This window comes from Enterococcus sp. DIV1314a (assembly GCF_051713805.1).
GTDB classification, from domain to species: domain Bacteria; phylum Bacillota; class Bacilli; order Lactobacillales; family Enterococcaceae; genus Enterococcus_I; species Enterococcus_I aquimarinus.
Genome location: NZ_JBIOQP010000001.1, coordinates 1585126 through 1602952, shown reverse-complemented (window position 1 = coordinate 1602952; position 17827 = coordinate 1585126). Strand labels below are relative to the sequence as shown.

Annotated in this window: 11 protein-coding genes; 3 read left to right on the top strand and 8 right to left on the bottom strand. The window is 40.5% G+C overall.

Features of this window, described 5'->3' with window-relative positions:
- Positions 1-134: 134 nt before the first annotated feature.
- The 5 genes from IGI68_RS07510 to IGI68_RS07490 form a co-directional block, all read right to left on the bottom strand.
- Positions 135-761 carry a LysM peptidoglycan-binding domain-containing protein gene (locus IGI68_RS07510; protein ID WP_071875364.1) on the bottom strand — a complete coding sequence of 209 codons (627 nt, stop codon included), beginning with the start codon at positions 759-761 and terminating at the stop codon, positions 135-137.
- Between the two features lie 373 nt (positions 762-1134).
- Positions 1135-4311 carry a DEAD/DEAH box helicase gene (locus tag IGI68_RS07505; RefSeq protein WP_438731981.1) on the bottom strand — a complete coding sequence of 1059 codons (3177 nt, stop codon included), beginning with the start codon at positions 4309-4311 and terminating at the stop codon, positions 1135-1137.
- Between the two features lie 13 nt (positions 4312-4324).
- Entirely contained in the window at positions 4325-7435 is a 3111-nt protein-coding gene (locus IGI68_RS07500; RefSeq protein ID WP_438731979.1) for an AAA family ATPase, read from the bottom strand.
- Positions 7436-8572 carry an exonuclease SbcCD subunit D gene (locus IGI68_RS07495; RefSeq protein WP_438731977.1) on the bottom strand — a complete coding sequence of 379 codons (1137 nt, stop codon included), beginning with the start codon at positions 8570-8572 and terminating at the stop codon, positions 7436-7438.
- 238 nt (positions 8573-8810) lie between these two features.
- Positions 8811-9467, bottom strand: coding sequence for a lysophospholipid acyltransferase family protein (locus IGI68_RS07490; RefSeq protein WP_438731975.1), 657 nt, complete (start codon positions 9465-9467; stop codon positions 8811-8813).
- Between the two features lie 198 nt (positions 9468-9665).
- On the opposite strand from IGI68_RS07490, the gene IGI68_RS07485 reads away from it, so the two are divergent.
- The 3 genes from IGI68_RS07485 (at position 9666) to IGI68_RS07475 (ending at position 13730) form a co-directional block, all read left to right on the top strand.
- Positions 9666-10403 (top strand): tRNA1(Val) (adenine(37)-N6)-methyltransferase, encoded by a 738-nt coding sequence (locus tag IGI68_RS07485; RefSeq protein WP_438731973.1) that lies wholly within the window; start codon positions 9666-9668, stop codon positions 10401-10403.
- A complete protein-coding gene (locus tag IGI68_RS07480) occupies positions 10393-10656 on the top strand; it encodes a GIY-YIG nuclease family protein (protein ID WP_438731971.1) in 264 nt (87 codons plus the stop codon). The genes IGI68_RS07485 and IGI68_RS07480 overlap by 11 nt, the downstream gene beginning before the upstream one ends.
- Positions 10657-10742: 86 nt before the next feature.
- Positions 10743-13730 (top strand): N-acetylmuramoyl-L-alanine amidase, encoded by a 2988-nt coding sequence (locus IGI68_RS07475; protein WP_438731969.1) that lies wholly within the window; start codon positions 10743-10745, stop codon positions 13728-13730.
- Between the two features lie 120 nt (positions 13731-13850).
- On the opposite strand, the gene IGI68_RS07470 is transcribed toward IGI68_RS07475, so the two are convergent.
- The 3 genes from IGI68_RS07470 to IGI68_RS07460 form a co-directional block, all read right to left on the bottom strand.
- A complete protein-coding gene (locus IGI68_RS07470) occupies positions 13851-15059 on the bottom strand; it encodes a chloride channel protein (protein ID WP_438731967.1) in 1209 nt (402 codons plus the stop codon).
- A 65-nt stretch (positions 15060-15124) separates the two neighbouring features.
- A complete protein-coding gene (efp, locus tag IGI68_RS07465) occupies positions 15125-15688 on the bottom strand; it encodes an elongation factor P (RefSeq protein WP_071875356.1) in 564 nt (187 codons plus the stop codon).
- Positions 15689-15775: 87 nt separating this feature from the next.
- The gene (locus tag IGI68_RS07460; RefSeq protein WP_438731964.1) at positions 15776-17617 is read right to left on the bottom strand and encodes an LTA synthase family protein; all 1842 of its coding nucleotides are present in this window, start codon (positions 17615-17617) and stop codon (positions 15776-15778) included.
- Positions 17618-17827 lie beyond the last annotated feature (210 nt).

Below are 17827 nucleotides of genomic sequence, written 5' to 3'. Positions count from 1 at the left end.
CGAGCAATCCTCTGTAATTCTCTTTCTATCGTTTTTTCCAACCAGCTTTTATCCCGATTTTTTCAAACAAAAAAAGCATTGCAACAAGATCCATTTGATCTTGCCGCAATGCTATTTTTATTGACTATTCGATTTTACCAGTTTGTATAAACGTCAATCCCAGAATGACCGACACCTGTATCGTAAACTTTATAGGCGCCTAATGAAGATTGGCCAGTTGAGCCTTTCGCTTGAGTATCACTTGCCACCACAATGTAGTTATCAGCGTCACGAATCGTGCCATCAGCCGCAACATGACGACCTGGAATATTCAGACCTCCACCTGCCAGAACTTTCTGTGAATAGTAAGACTCCTTCACTCCGTTATAGTAGTTAATACCATCAACGGGATTTAAGACACCTGTACCTGAACTAGGAATGCTTACTTGTTCTTGAGTCGCTTGTGTAGTTGTTTCAACTACTTCTGATTGTGGTTGCGCGTCAACTACTGGCGCAGTTTCTTCGGGTGTTGATTCATAATTGTTGGTATTTATCGGTTCATCCGTCGCAATGATGAGGGTATCACCATCGAAAATAAGATCCGGATTAATAATCTGACTATTCAAAGATAGTAATTGATCAATGGTTGTGCCATAAGTCAAAGCTAATCCTGATAATGTATCGTCAGGTTTCACGACATGAGTTACTTCATCCGCCGATACCATCACGCCTCCGGCAAATAAACCTAAACTAGCAACAAATGTTAATGCAAATTTTTTCAATTGAAAAAATCCTCTCTACAATGTATTTGTACCTCACTTGGTACTACACATAGATTATCATGACATTATTGCGTGACCGTTTCAAAACGATAGAAAAATATCACAGTTTTTCGACAAGTCTTTACAAGACAAAAACACGGTAAAAAAGTAAAAAAACAAGTGTTCGTCACTTTTTCTCCATTAAAAAGAGGAGCGAATGATTTTCTTTAATAAGAAAATGATACCGCCACCAGTTCCAGCATCAAAAACGAACTTTCGATTTTAACTAACGAAAAAAGCACTGATACCAAGCTTTCTCCTCGATTACGATTCAAATAATAATGGAAGAGAAAAAGGATGAACCAAATACAAATTCTTTGGTTCATCCGACGTTTTATTCCTCGCCAATACTTAAGATGAGGCGAATATCTTCTTCTGTCAATTGTTGCAGTTGTGTTTCATTACCTTGGATGACTTTTTGGAAGAGTTCCCTTTTCTCATGTTGTAATGCTTCCATGCGTTCTTCAATCGTGCCTTCAGCAATCATGCGCCATACTTCCACGACTTTCTTTTGACCCATGCGATGCGCGCGACCTGCAGCTTGTTCTTCGACCGCTGGATTCCACCACAAGTCATACAAGATGACCGTATCAGCACCGGTTAAGTTCAGCCCGGTTCCACCTGCTTTTAATGAAATTAAGAAAACTTCTTTTTCGCCGGCATTAAAGGCATCCACCATTTCTACCCGCTCTTTTGGCGGTGTACTTCCGCGTAGATAGAAGGTCGAAACACCCATCTCAGCTAATGCTTGTTCTAAAATGGTCAACATTCCGGTAAATTGTGAGAATAACAAGATACGACGTTTATTTGTAATCGCCGTCGCAATTAAATCTTTGACTTGCTCTAATTTGCCTGAAGTTCCTTCGTAATCTTCAATAAACAAGTGAGGATCGCAACAAATTTGGCGTAAACGAGTCAACCCAGCTAAAATGGAAATTCGGCTCTTACGGAACGTCGCGCTATCCATATCGGTCACTTCTTCGCGCATTTGTTGTAAGTAAGCAAGATACACTTTCTTTTGTTCATCGGTTAAGCCGCTATAATAATTGCGTTCAATTTTATCTGGTAAGTCTTTGAGCACACTTTTCTTATCACGTCGTAACACAAACGGTTGGACCATACGGGCAATTTCTTCGGCCGATAATTCCCGATATTTTTGACGCGTCGGGAAAAAACCTGGCATAATTAACTGGAATAAGCCCCATAATTCATCTAAATTATTTTCAATCGGTGTTCCACTTAAAGCAAATTTCCGCGGAATCATCAACGATTGCAACGCTTGAGCCGTCTTCGTATAACTATTTTTGACCATCTGCGCTTCATCTAGAATCAAGTAATCAAACGCTAATTCTTGGTACGTCTCAATATCTTGTCGCAAACTCGTATAAGAGGTAATAAAAATTTCTTGGTCGCTCATCAACAAGCGCTCCCGCTCATCTTTCGTTCCATGCACCACGACACTCGATAAATCAGGCGCGAACCGTTTTAATTCTTGATGCCAATTGTACGTCAAACTAGCTGGCGTCACGATTAACGTTTTAATCGTTTGCTTCGTTTCCTTTTCAGATAACAAGAATGTAATCGTCTGAAGTGTTTTTCCTAGACCCATTTCATCGGCTAAAATGCCTCCAAAATGATAATGACTCAACATTTTTAGCCAGCGAAAACCGTGTACTTGATATTCTCGTAAATCGGCTTGGATATGTTGCGGCAGTTGCGCTTCAAATGTCTGAGGTGCCGTTAAATGTTGCGTCAACGTATCAAAACTTTGACTAAAACTCGCCTGATCTCCCAGTTGCTCTTGCAGCTGTAATCCTTGATATAATGGCACTTCAAACATCGAAGAATCACTTTTTAGTTGTTGGCGTAATTGTTGTAACATGCGACTTGTTTCTTGAAATTGATCGTCGGTTAACGAAAGAACTTTTCCATCTTTCAACGTATAAAAAGCCTCTTGACGCAACAAACTCCGTAAGACTTCTTGGACTTCTTGGGCATCGATGCCTGAAATATCAAACGAGACATTTAACCAAGAGTCTTCTTGACGCACTTCAATGACGGGTTTAAATTCTTTTCCTTCAAGATAGAGTTCTTTTAGTTTTTTCCCTAGATGTACTTTTCCAATTTGACGAAACACTGGAATTTCATGGGTGAAAAATTGATAGAGACTCGCCCCTTTTGGAATGTCTTTTTGCCAACCACCTTGGGGAACTTGGCTAAATTTAAATTGTTCTAAGAGCTGAATCGCTCGTTTTTCTCCTTGATAATCTCGTAAAACTTCTGGCGCATTTTCAGGTAAGTATTGATACGCAGGATGACTTGAAAACACAATTTCGCCATAACGATAATCCACGCGCACATCAATCTTCCCTTGTTTACGTCGGAAATAAAGAATGATTTCAAGTGGTTCTTCACTAACAGCCTCATAGACAGCTTCTGAAATGTTCACTTGACCAATTTTACGTAAAAATGGCAAGACTTGGCGGAATAATAATGATAATTCCTTTTTAGGATAGCGAATATGGGGCGTATCAATCCGTTTCATTAATTGCATCGTGGTTAAATAAACTTCCATCGCTTCCGCACTTAATTCATAAATTTTACCTTCAAAAATCCCCCAATGATAGGCTTGATAAAGGCGTTCAAACGTTTGTTCTTGCGTTAATTCATACCCGTCTTCTTGTGCTTTTAAAGAAAAAGCCAGCGGACTCGGCTCGTCGGTAAAGACCACCGTTGAATAGCGAACGTCACCATCTTGAAATAAAAAATCCACTTTTTGCATTTGTTGAACGAACGTCTTGCTTTCATTCACTGGCAATAAGACATATTTTTTATCTAATTGACCATTGACTTGCACTCCGACCTGGCCTAATAATTGTTGCGTTTGCGCTATTTGTAATAACTGTTGTAAGACCACATTTTCTTCAGCTGAAAAGGCGTTCGCATGTAGATAATAATTCCCTTGCTTGATGCCACTATAAATTTTACTTTCTTGATAGACTTGTAAAAACTTATAGATATTCTTAACGACATACTTGCGCCCCTCTTTTAACCCGACTTTCAAGCTAATCCCTAAGACGTCCAGTTCCCTGCGATACGGATTCGTTGGAATGCTATCCATTTGGCACTGGATTTCTAACGGCAAGATCATCGCCAAAGGTTGTTGTTCTTCTTGTAAGCGATAAAACCCTTTGGAAAACATTTCTGATGGTGAAAAGGCAACTGGATTTTTCGCCACTTCACCCTTCATTTGACGCGTCAAGCCTTTTTGTCTTAAGTACAATTCAACGGCTACGGTGTGCTTACAAAAATGATGTTCTTCCCAATAAGGACACTGACAATAATCCTCTTCTTTCGCTGTCGAGTCTAAGTCGATGCGGTATAACTCACTTCCTAAGACTTCGGCATGCCATACTTGATTATCAAGATCTGGCACAACGGATAAGACACGATTTTCTTTTAAGTAATCACGACCTCGTTCAATGACTCGCTCTGGTATACTCCACTTCATTTTCGAATCCCACCTATCCTATTTTCGTTCTAGTTTGACTTTGTCCGGCCCCATTCGTCTCAACAATTAATTGTTGGACAATCCGGTCTTTTAATTCCCTGACGTGACTAATAATTCCAATTAACCGTCCTTCTTGTTCAATCATCTCTAATGCTTCAAGCGCCATTTCAAGCGACTCTTCATCTAACGAACCAAATCCTTCATCAATAAACAACGCCTCGATCGATACCCCGCCGGATTGTTGTTGAATCACATCCGCTAAGGAAAGAGCGAGTGCGAGGGCCGCGATGAAACTTTCACCGCCTGAAAGAGTTTGAGAACGGCGTGTCGTACCGGCATTATCATCATAAATATTGATTTCTAAACCGGTGGAATTGCGGTAACTACCTTTTTCTTCAGCTAATAAAAACTGATACCGTCCGCGCGTTAATTTGACTAAGCGCTGATTGGCTACCATTAACACTTCTTGTAAAAAAGATTGTAACAAATAGCGTTCCAAACTCAATTTTTCCGGATTATCCCCGCGTAACGTCGCCGATAGATGTTGCAACTCGCCTAATTCCTCAAGCGCGTCTTGATTTTTTTGCCATAAAACGTGTAACTGTTCGATCAATGCTTGATTGCGTGTTTGTTGATTTCGCTGTTCGAGTAATGCTTTGTAAGCAAGCGTCTCTTGTTCTTTCACCTGTTCATAGGCCTCTTCAAGTACCGCTAAATCGGGCCAAGCCAGTGTCGTTAGCACGGCTTCTTCTGTAATGCGATGATGTAAAATCTTCCACTGTTCTTCATAATCCGTCACTTCTTTGACTAACGGCGAAATATCCGCCAGTTCCACTAAGCGTGACCGCAAATGTTCTTCCGTTATAAGTGGTGCGTAAGCTTCTAAACAGCTTGCGATTTGCGCTTCATGATGGTGTAACTGCTTCTCGCATTCCTTCAATTGCTCACACCAAACGTCTTTTCTTTCAGATAAAACGAGTTGTTGGTTAGCCAAACGTTCTCCAGCGAGTTCATACTCCTGAATCGTTCCTTGTAAGGAATCAATGCGTTGTGTCAGCTCGCCAATCATCGTTTGTAGTTCTAACAGTGAAAAGGAGCCGAGCTGTTTTGCTAAATGATCCAGTTGGGTTTGCAGTTGAATCGTTTGTTTGTCGAGCATACTCATTTTCTGAAGCAATTCCGCTTTTTCGGTTACGTAAGACTGCTGTTTCTTCTCGAGTGCATCCATTTGCTCTAGAGCTTGGGTATAGCGGTCTTTTTTTTCGTTAAAAATGCCTTGGGCTTGCTCGTAACCGGCTTTTGGTGAAAGGTCTTCTTCAACTGCAAATTCAACGACAAACGCTCGCTCGATCCGTTGAATGTCTTCTTGTAACGTCTCTTCTTGTGTCCGCAAAATGCCTTGTTCAAAGAGTCGCTGCTCCAACTGTTGATTGATTGTAAGCATCTGATTCCTTGCCTGTTCCCACGCTTGTTGTGCTTCTTGCACTTCTTCTTCAGTGATTGTGTCTTGCGTTAGATGGCTATCGATTTCACTATTTAACGCTGGATGTTCTAATGAACCACAAATGAGACAAGCTTCTCCTGGCAATAACTTCGAACGCCAATACGTAATTTGACTTTGGGCGTACTCGCTTTGTCGTTGTTTAAAGAGCGCTTCTTTGACTGTCACACGATCCGTTGCTTGCGTCAGTTCTGCTTGCACTTCGCTCATTTGTTGATTTTTTTGTTCGAGCGCATGATCGATCTGATTTAACCCTTGCTGTTTTTCTTCCCACAGATCAACTTGGCCTTTCATCTTAACTAACGCCACTTCCAGTGCGGATAACGCTTCTTTTTCTTTCAACACAAGCGTTACGGCACTGATTTCTTCGGCAATTTCCTGCAACTTCTTTTCTATGAGATCAAGTTGCGCTTGATTGTTGCTACGTTGATTTTGTACTGTTTCAAACTGCTCTTGATAGAACACCATTTCTTGTGCCATCGGGAGTAAGCGCTCGTAGTGGTCGCGCTCGGTCGTCTGTTCACTTAATGCTTGTTTGTGCGCTTGAATCGTCGCTTGTTGATTTTCCCATTGGGCTTTTTCTGCGACAAGCGCGTCATATTCTATTGTCAGGTTGGCAAGTGCTTGCGTTTTTTCTTGATAGAGTAAACGCGACTGGGCGACTTGTTGTAGCAACGATTGATCTTTTTCTAATTGTTGTAAAAAAGTCAGTCGTTCTTTTTGCGCCTGTATGATTGGTGCTTGCTGTTGCAACTTTTCAAAAGCTGCTACTCGTTCTTCATGCGCACACTTTTGGGCATGAAGCGTCTTTGCTGCGTAAAATTCTTGTTCTGCGGTCTGTTTGCTCGTTTGTAAGCGGAGATGTTCGTCGGTTGTTTGCTCGATAGCAGCCGCTAACAACGACATGTCTTGTTCCCAAACCGTAAACGTTTCTGGAATGGTTAAGGCCGTTTTGCGTTCCCCTGTCCAGAGAAATTGTTCCCCTAAAGTGAGAATTTGTTGCTTTTGTTTCTCAAGTTCTTGCGCTTTTTGACGTTGCTCTTCATGCAACCAGTCCGTTAAGCGTTGATAGAGTGCTGTTCCAAAAACATTGCGTAACAGTTTTTCTTTTTCCGCACTCGAAGCAATCAAGAAATTACGAAACTCTCCTTGAGGTAACAAAATAATTTGAAAGAATTGTTTCGCATCGAGTTGCAAAAGGTCTTGAATAAAGGTATCGACTTCGCCACGCTTTGTGAGTTGTTTTAGTTCTTTCATCGCGGCATCGTAAATCGTTAAGGAGACTTTACTTGCTTGACTCGTCGTGCCCTCGCCGCGCTTTTTGCGAAGCGTTTGTTCGGGCGCGCGTTCGACTTGATAGAACATGTTTTGATGTTCAAAGAGAAAAGTCACTGAAGTCATCTCATCCGGCGAAGCGAACAAGGAACGCATTTCTTTACCTGAGCGCTGTTGTCCTGTCGTTTCACCAAACAAGGCATAGGTCATACTATCAAAAATCGTTGTCTTCCCGGCTCCCGTTTTGCCACTAATTAAAAAGAGTCCCCCCTCTTCAAACTCACTAAAATCAATCGTTTCATGAATAAAAGGACCAAAATTTCGTAACGTTAATTGACGTGGTTGCACCTAGTTCTCCCTCTTTTCTGTATCGTTTGCTACCGCCAGACCTCTTTCCAACCACTGTTGTTGCTTCGTCGTAAAAGTCGAGCCAGTCATGTCAGTAAAAAATTGTTGCGACAAAGCTTGCGGCGATTGCTTTTCTAGACGTTGCTGGCGTTCTTTCATCACAACTTCATGACCATTCAAACGTTCTACCGATAAAATATTCGGATAAATAGCGCGTAATTGATTCATCATATTCGGAATCACTCCCTGATCCGTCAATAAGACATGCAAAAACGCCTCACGATCAAACGTTTGATAAAAAGCAGGATCTGTCAGTTCCTTGAAACTTCCTTCAACGACTTTCATGTCTTGGAGTGGGGTCAATGGATGAAAGAGAGGGGTCAATTCTGGGGTATCGGTATCAATAATCCAGACCCCTTTTTCATCATTCAGTTCGGATAACGAATATTTTAAAAGCGAACCACTATAGCGAACCTTCCCTGTTTTTAGCGCATTTTTTGAATGCAAGTGTCCTAACGCCACATAATCAAAGGCATCAAAGACATCCACCGGTACCGCGTCGAGTCCGCCTACTTCAATCATCGTCTCCGAATCGGTCCGCAAACTGCCTGCCACAAAAAAGTGCGTCACTAACACGTGTTTTTTAGTCGGATCAAACGAAGCAATCATCGCTTCCACCACACGCAAGACGCCTTGGGAAATCGTCCGAATCTCCTCATCCGCGAAAAATAAGCGTGCCGCAATCGGTTCAAAATAAGGTAAGAGAAAAAATTGGACATCTTCCAATTCTACTGGTGTCAGCGCCTCTTCAATCGTCGTATGTAGATGAAATTGCGTTTGGTGATACCACGGACTCCCCGTTGCCAAGCGCGTGCTCGAATCATGATTACCCGAAATGGCAAGTATCGGAAATTTTTCGGTTAAATTCATTTTAATGAGTTGTTGATTGAGTAATTCGACCGATTCCACTCCAGGAACCGAGCGATCATACAAATCACCGGCAATGACAATGGCATCGACCGCTTCTTGTTTGGCAATCATCAAGATTTCGTCCATTGCCCTTTGTTGATTTTTGAGTAAATCGTATCCATGGAGCTTTTTACCGATATGCCAATCGGCCGTATGTAAAAACCGCATCTTACCCCTCCTGAAAAATGTTCTTCTCACCATTATACCACTTTCGCGTTCGTTGCGAAAATGCTTCACGCAGAAAATCTTTACCAGAAGCCAATTACGTGGAATTGATTCGCCTTTTTTGCAATGAGCAAATGCTGATCCTTCAACTTTATTTTGAGTAACGCTCATACTGTGGCCTTTAGACACACTTGTACATAAAAAAAAGCGCTTCTTTTATTCAAAGAAACACTTTTTTGTCTTATTCACTTTTTTTGTCTTCTTGAACAACTTCGACGTCTTCTTCAATCGCATAGACAAATTGCGGATTCACTTGGAAGTCTAACTGATCAAAGGATCCTTGAATTCGGCGTTCGACTTCTTGTAACCCTTCGGCATTTAATTTTTTGATATCCGATAAATCAATCGGCTCGCCAAAACGTAGCACGACTTTTTCGCGTTTAAATAACCCTTTTAAAGTAACCGGTCCTTGGTAGACACATGGTACGACGCGAACTTTTGCCATTTTCGCTATCATCGCCATCCCACCTTTGAGGGCTTTTGAATGACGCGTTCCACTCGGGAACATGATTAAACTTAAATCCGTTTCCTTCAAAATTTTAACTGGCGTCTTAATAGCGCTCGGACCTGGATTTTTACGGTTCACCGAAAAGGCATTGCAATTTTTCAAAATGAAGCGTAAAAACACATTTTTGAATAATTCTTCTTTTGCCATAAAGGCGAAACGTTTTGGACGAGCGGCAACGGCCATATACAATGGATCCCACCACGTGCGATGCGGCGCGACTAAAATATAATTTTCATCCTTGGGTAGAGCTTCTTTATTTTGAATTTCGAAGGGGCCATTGATGATGAATAAAACCACTCGGACAACCCCACGCATAAAACTAAAAAACATTCATTTATCCCTTTCTTTCTATCCATATTTATCTTTAAGTATGCAAAAAAACGGCACGATTAACAAGCTTTTTTGACTATTTTTATCAGAAGTTCAAAAGCAAGCGCTAAATCGCAAGAGAAACTTCATTTTTTTGCTTCCAGCACCGTCATTTTTTGGTAGAATGGGAACAGATACTATTTTAAGGAGCGTTCCATCATGCAATTAAATGAATATGAGCGAATTGATAAACTCTACGCGGAAGATATCCAAATTATCCAAAGTTCTGAAGTTTTTTCCTTTTCACTCGATGCCGTATTATTGGCAGATTTTCCCACGATTCCAAAAAAAGGCACGATTGTCGACCTTTGTGCCGGTAATGGCGCAGTTGGTTTATTTGTGAGCCGTAAAACAGCCGCACACATCTATCAAGTCGAACTACAAGAAAAATTAGCCGATATGGCAAAGCGCAGCATTGTGTTAAATCAACTCGAAGACCAGATGACCATGTACCAAATGGATTTAAAAGACAGTCTAACGAAAATCCCGAGCGATTCGGTCGATTTACTGCTCTGTAATCCACCCTATTTTGAAAATGAACCCCAAGGCACCAAAAATCCCAATCCACATCTGGCAATCGCACGGCACGAAATCCATACCAATCTTGATGAAGTCTTAGCCGTCTCCAGTCGATTACTAAAAATGAATGGCCGTTTTGCGATGGTGCATCGCCCTGACCGCTTCTTAGATATTTTAGCTAAAATGCAACAACACCGCCTCGCACCAAAACGCGTGCAATTCATTTATCCAAAAGATGGAAAGGAAGCCAATATTTTATTAATCGAAGGCATTAAAGACGGCAAAACAGCCGGCTTCAAAGTCCTCCCCCCCATTTTCACTTATGATCAAAACGGGGAATACACACCAATTATTAAAGAGAAACTTTATGGACGCTAAAACGCACTATTTTTACGTTCTCTTATGCCACGATAACACTTTATACGCAGGGTATACCATTGATCCCGCAAGAAGATTGCAAGAACACAATGACGGTAGCGGAGCAAAATATACCCGCGTAGCCAAACGCCGCCCCGTCACCATGATTCATCAAGAGTGTTTTTCTTCCCGAAGCGAGGCCATGAAAGCCGAAGCCGCCTTCAAGAAGTTGACACGAAAGCAAAAAGAAAAGTACTTACAGGAAAAACCGTAAATAGATTGAAAAAGTAATGAAAGTTACCGATAATACAAGTATTAACAAACTATTTTTCAACATTTTAATTACTAAAGGAGGAAAACATGAAACAAAAAATCGTAAATTGGCTACTGATCGCTTCATTAGTCAGCACAAGCATCCCATCCGTTCAAGTTTTTGCAGATGATAGTCAAACAACTGAACCACCCTCGACACAAGAAACGGTAACCACAGAATCACTGAGTCCATGGGATTTCACGTCAGATACAACCACCTATGAGGAACCAGAACTAGTAGAAGAAGAAATCTCTACCACCCAAACAAGTGATCCTTCTTCATCCGAGACAAGTTCTACGCAAGAAACACCACAAAATACAGAAACGTTTCCATCTGAATCGGACGGGTTCGAAGATTGGAGTAATCCGATACTTTTTGAGAAATACATCACGATTACCGAAAAAGAGTCCTTTGTCATTTATCAATCCCAAGAACTCACAGAAATCGTTGAACGAAAAGAAGTAAAAAATCAAACTTTTTTCGCAAAAGAACAATTTGAACTAGCCAACGGAAAAATCTATGTTTCACTCTATAATCAAGCACAACAATTGATTGGATATATCGAAAATGATGCTGAAAATAAATCACTTGTTTTCACTGAGAACCTTCAAGGAACAGCCAAAGAATACAATCACTATATTATGGTCGTTGAAACCACCGAAGAAAATAAAGCTTACAAAGATTTTACTTTCACTGAAAGCTTCTCAATAGACGAATTATTGAATCGCACTTATTTTGTCAAAGAACATTATTATCACTTTGATGGCAAAGAATACCTTGTCTTAACCGATAAAAAAGGCGCTACCGTTGCCATTATTGAACAATCTTTAACCGTTATTTCTCCCGATGCCGAGGGAATTGCTCAAGATTTCGACGCCTATTTAACATTAAATAAGGACTACCCATTATGGAGCAGTTTCAACTTTAAAGTTAAATCGACAACGAAACCATACGAAGAGAAAATACTCTTAGCTAAAGAAATCTATTATCACTTCGATGGCTCACAGTATTTAGCCGTTTATAATAATCAAGATACCTTAATTGGTTATGTGAATGCCAAAGGAGTTGATTTATACGCGGGTAAATTAGGTGCTAAAAAAGATTTCGGGAAATTTGTAACGATTAGTGGGACTCATCCCATTTGGGATAACGAACTAAAAACGAGTACTCCTTCGACGAATTATAAAAATAAAACACTAGAAGCAAAATACGTATATGCGAATTTTGATGGGACAACCTATTACGCTCTATATAACAACCAAGGAAAATGGATTGGAAATATTGCTGAACAAGGTGTGACCGTAGCAACTGGTCAACAAGGGATTTATCAAGCATATAATAAATACGTCATGTTGAAAGGCGATTATCCTATTTGGACCGCATTTGACTGGGCTAGGAGTATTGATCTCACACCCTACAAAAACAAAACGCTGGAAGCCCGTGGTATTTATTATCACTTTAACGGTTCAAGTTATCTTTCACTTTATGATAATCAAGGAAAATGGATTGGTTATATGAACGCAGCCGGAGCGAATGTGGCACCTGGTCAACAAGGCATTTACCAAGCGTACAATAAATACGTGATGCTAAAAGGTGACTACGCAATCTGGAATGGTTTTGATTGGGCAAAAAGTACAAGTGCAGCGCCGTACAAGAATAAAACCGTCCAAGCCCTTGGTATATATTATCACTTCAACGGCTCAAGTTATCTTTCACTTTATGATAATCAAGGGAAATGGATTGGCTATATGAATGCCGCCGGAGCGAATGTGGCACCTGGTCAACAAGGGATTTACCAAGCGTATAATAAATACGTGATGCTAAAAGGCGACTACGCAATCTGGAATGGTTTTGATTGGGCAAAAAGTACAAGTGCAGCGCCATACAAGAATAAAACTGTTCAAGCCCGTGGTATATATTATCACTTCAACGGCTCCAGTTATCTTTCACTTTATGATAATCAAGGAAAATGGATTGGTTATATGAATGCGGTCGGCGCGAATGTGGCACCTGGTCAACAAGGGATTTATCAAGCGTATAATAAATACGTGATGCTAAAAGGTGACTACGCAATCTGGAATGGTTTTGATTGGGCAAAAAGTAAAAGTGCAGCGCCGTACAAGAATAAAACCGTCCAAGCCCGTGGTATATATTATCACTTCAACGGCTCCAGTTATCTTTCGCTTTATGATAATCAAGGAAAATGGATTGGTTATATGAATGCGGCCGGAGCGAATGTGGCACCTGGACAACAAGGGATTTACCAAACCTACAACAAATACGTCACAATCAAGTCAAATGCCTACGCAATTTGGAAAAACTTTAGTTGGAGTTCAAAAGCTTCAGGGAGTTTTTCAGGGCAATCATACTTAGCCAAAGGCATTTATTATCACTTTAATGGATCAAAATATTTATCGCTTTATGACAATAACAATAAATGGATTGGCTATATCAATGAAAATGGCGTAGATTATAGACCAGTACACTTGTTTGTTATGGGACATGGTGATACTGATCCCGGTGCAGTTGGGAATGGAACCAATGAACGAGATTTCACGCGTAGAGAGCTTCTTCCCTATCTCCAAAAATATGCCAATCAACTAAAAAACAATCACATTATTTTTTATGATACTTCAAGAAATCTCTACAAGGAAACTAAAAGTGGCGATGGTTTATATGATATCTATTATGGACTCTCCTCGATTACCGAGATACACTTAGATGCTGGTATCCAAAATATTGGTACCGGAGGACACGTCATTGTGTCTCCTGGAAAAAGTAATTATACACAAGACTTAGCGCTCGCAGCTGTTGTCGGGAAATACAATAGCATTTGGAGAAATACAGCTAGCAGTGCTGGTTTAAGTTACCGTACGGACTTACTCAATTTAAATGTTTCAAAAAAAGTCGATGTATCTTATCGTCTAGTCGAGTTAGGTTTCATTACCAATCAAAAAGATTTAGCTCTCCTTAGAGCAAATCTCGATAAAATAGCAAAAGAATTCGTACAAATTGTAACGGGTGAGAAACTCTAATAACTCTCTCTAAAGTGATAAAGGCAGGAATTTCTTTCCTCCTTTGTCACTTTTTTAAATACAAAAAGAACGAACATCGCTTATTCCACATGTTCGTTCTATAACGTTTTCTCGTTTCAATCACAAATCCTCCGCCATTTTCTGGCGAGCATAAATACTATGATTACCATTAAGGGCAAAGCTAATGGCACAAATCAGGATAAAATACGGTAGATTTTCCCAACCAAAGACTTCGCCACCAATCAAGATGGGCGCAAGTAACGTATTCGTTGCACTTCCAAAGACCGCAATATAGCCAAAAGCGGCAATGAATACGATTGGAAGGCCTAATACGGAAGCTAAAAACACGCCAAGCGTTGCCCCAATAGCAAAAAGAGGTGTCACTTCTCCTCCTGGAAAACCAATACTTAACGTAAGAATTGTTAAAACAAATTTCAACAGCCAATCATAAGAATAAATGCTTCCGCCTGCAAAACTCGATTGAATCAAATTCGTCCCTAAACCAGAATATCGCCCAAAATGAAACATCAGAAACAATAAACTTAGAAATAAACTGACTAAGCCAATTCGCACAAGTGGATTGGCGATTTTTGTACTCCAAAACTGTTTACTGAATTTGAGTAGCTGCGCAAAATAGCGACCCGCTAAACTAAAACAAACAGCGACAAGGATTAACTTCACAAGCAATCCCCAACTAAACACCAACGTCCCTGGTAGGATAAAAGAAAATTTCTCCAATCCCATCAGTTGCGACGTCCAACTCGCGGTGAAAGCCGCCAGTAACGTTGGCAATAATAGATTCGAATAGAGACGGCCGACAACCAACACTTCTACGGCAAAGAAAGTCGCTGCAATCGGCGTTTCAAATAGACCGGCAAAACCCGCAGCCATCCCAATCACAATAAACCATCGTTGATTCGTTGCTTGCGCTAATTTCCCGAACCAATGACCCACCGTTGCGCCAATTTGCACGGCGACTCCTTCGCGACCGACACTGGCCCCGACCAGATGCGCCAGCCACGTCCCGATCACAACAAACGGCACCATCCGTTTCGGAATCGTCACATCGCCTCCTTGACCAGCTTCAAAAACTAAACTCATCCCTTCTTGAATCCGCTCTCCAAAGCGTTGAAAACAATACAAAATCAACATTCCCACCGGTGCTAGAAATAAAACGAGTGGCAAAAAATGAGCTTCTCGATAGACAGTTAATTGAAGTAAAACCAGGCCAAATAGCGTATCAATCAACCCTACCGTTAGCCCAATCCCAATACTGATCACATAGAGTGCTCCCTTTTCGAAAAAATTATTCCATTGTTGTACGAGCATTCCAACTCTTCCCTTCCATCAAAAAAGAGACAGAGCGCATGATTGGCCTGTCTCTTTTACTGTCGTTATTTACCTGCGCGTTTCACGTATGAACCTTCAGCAGTATTCACTTCTAATAATTCGCCAGCTTCGATAAAGTCAGGAACGTTGACTGTTAAGCCTGTTTCCATAATTGCTGGTTTACCAGAACCTGTAACTGTTGCGCCTTTAATAGAAGGTTGTGTTTCTGCCACTCGTAAAACAACCGTTGTTGGCAATTGAATTCCGATGACTTCTGCACCGTAAAATTGAATTTTTACTTCCATGTTTTCTAAAATGTATTTCATTTCTTCTTCAATAGTATCTACGGGAATTTCATATTGATCATAGCTTTCTAAATCCATGAAGAATCCTGTATCATCCATTGTGTATAAATATTGAACTGTTTTTGTATCAATATGTGCTTTTTCAAACTTTTCGTCTGGACGAAGTGTTGTATCATACGTCGCACCTGTACGAACATCGCGTAATTTCATACGCATAACGGTATTTCCTTTACCAGGTTTGTGGTGACTTGCGTCCAATACTTTAATTAATTTACCATCTTGAATAAATGTCATACCCGCTCTTAAATCTACTGCAGAAATCATATTTTTATCTCCTTCATTGTAAAAAATCATTCGATTCATTTTATCAGAAAAGCGAACGTTTGACAAATTTCATTTTGCGAAAAACGTTTATTCCTCCGCTTCTTTTTCAGCTTCTCGCTGTTTATAGATTTCGTCGTCCGTCCCTTGCATTAACTTCTCGGCATAAAAGGTCGAACGTTTCGTTAATTCGGTGTAAAAGGAATCAAAACCTAGTTCTTCGGCTAAGGTTGGTTTTGCTGAAAACAAATTCGTTCCTAAGCCCAATCGTTCTCCTTCAATCGTCACATTTAACGCGGCTAAAGTTGTCGGAAACAAATCAAGGGCCGTCGCTTGACGATCCGTCACACGACTGGCTGTTTGCGTCGTATTTAAAAAGGCATTATAAACGGTCCGTTGATAGTTCTGGTCGTCGTTGTCAAAAAAATCACTGTCCATCGTCAAATGATCCCCTACAATCACAACTGTTGTATTTTCATAAAACGGTTGCGCCTGAATCCACTCGATGAAGGCTTTCACTTGGCGGTCATTATCATGAATGACATTACTGTATTGATCATTAAACAAATTAGGCGTCTCTTCGGTCGCAAAACCGTCTTCAAAATGCGTATCAGTCGTCAGCATCGTAAAGTTAAACGGTTCGTCTTTAGCAGCTAATTCACTGAGCGAATCTTTCGCAAAATCAAACAATTTACGATCTTCATAGCCCCACCATTCCCAATAATCTTCGGGGATGAGTCCTTGTTCACGTGCCCAATAGACATCACGAATATCATAATTGCCGTGTTGGGTAAAGTACTTGCCACGTCCGGCAAAATCTTTACTCGAGCCAATAAAAAGCATTTGATTATATCCTTGTGTTTCTAAAACTTCACCAAGCGAATAAGCACCTGGGAAAAAATCAGAGCCATCTTGACCATAAAAATTCACATCCAAATCACCACCCGACGCTCGCAGTGGTAAGCCAGAAGTTTGAGCGACCATCGCACTCGCCGTTTGATTCGCACCGGGTACTTGGTAAAACCCGCCCAGTCCGGTTTGATGTGAAAATTGCACGCCTTCATTCAAGGCAAGTTGGGTTAAATGAGGAATCAAGTTTTCACTCTTAACCCCACCCACTTCTTGCGAGGCATAACTCGTCTCCATCGATTCAAGATAAATATAAATTAAGTTTCTTTTCTCTTCTGGAAAGGTCAAATTCACTTCACGCGGATCCACATAATATTCCTCATAAATTTCCGTTTCTTCAAAGTAATAAGCCTTAATGTCAGCATAACCAATCTCGCGAATACTAATCGACGCACTCACAATCAATAAAAACAGACTACTTGTAATGACCATTGGGATAAAAAAAGACTTCTCTTGTCGTTTAAACGTCGGACGATAAAGCGAAAATACCAGAAAGAAACTCGTGATACTCAGCGTCATCGCAAACGTATTTAATAAAGGATTTAAAATGTAATTGATGATTTGACCAGGATCAGAATCGCCTAATGGCTGGCTGATCGTATAAATCATCTGATCAAATGTCAAATTACCAAAAGAATGGACCGCCCAAAAGCTCGTTGATACCAGCAAACTACCAATAAAAACAATCAGACTTGAGACGAGCACCCAGGTAATTTGTTTTTTGGTCAAGGGTGACCGACGTTCAAGGATTCCTTTGCGATGCAACGCTCTTACTAATTGAACGACCGCAAAAATCAGAACAGCCGCAAAGAACGTCAGCAGACTATTAAGTTGATTCTTCCCTAAAAGCGGAAAGAGATACACAGAGAGATCAACCATCTCATCATTTACTTGACGCAACAACAAAAAACTGACCGTACTCATGACGAAAGCGAGATACGGAAAAAATAAATAATAGACCTTTTTATCATTCGGCAATATTTTTGTTAGAATAAGTACTAATATGACAAACCAAAATAACATTTTTCATCGCTACTTTCTCTTGACTCATTTACAGAAAGTATATCATAAAAAGCGTTTTACTTTGAAAAATTACGCCGAATTTAACGTTCTTGTAAACAAAGACCCACTAAAAATAATTTTAGCAGGCCTTTGTTGATAGCGATTCTTTTGAATGATTTTTAGAACAAGGGTTGAAATGGCTTCGCTTCGGCAGCTTCAGAAAAATCAGTC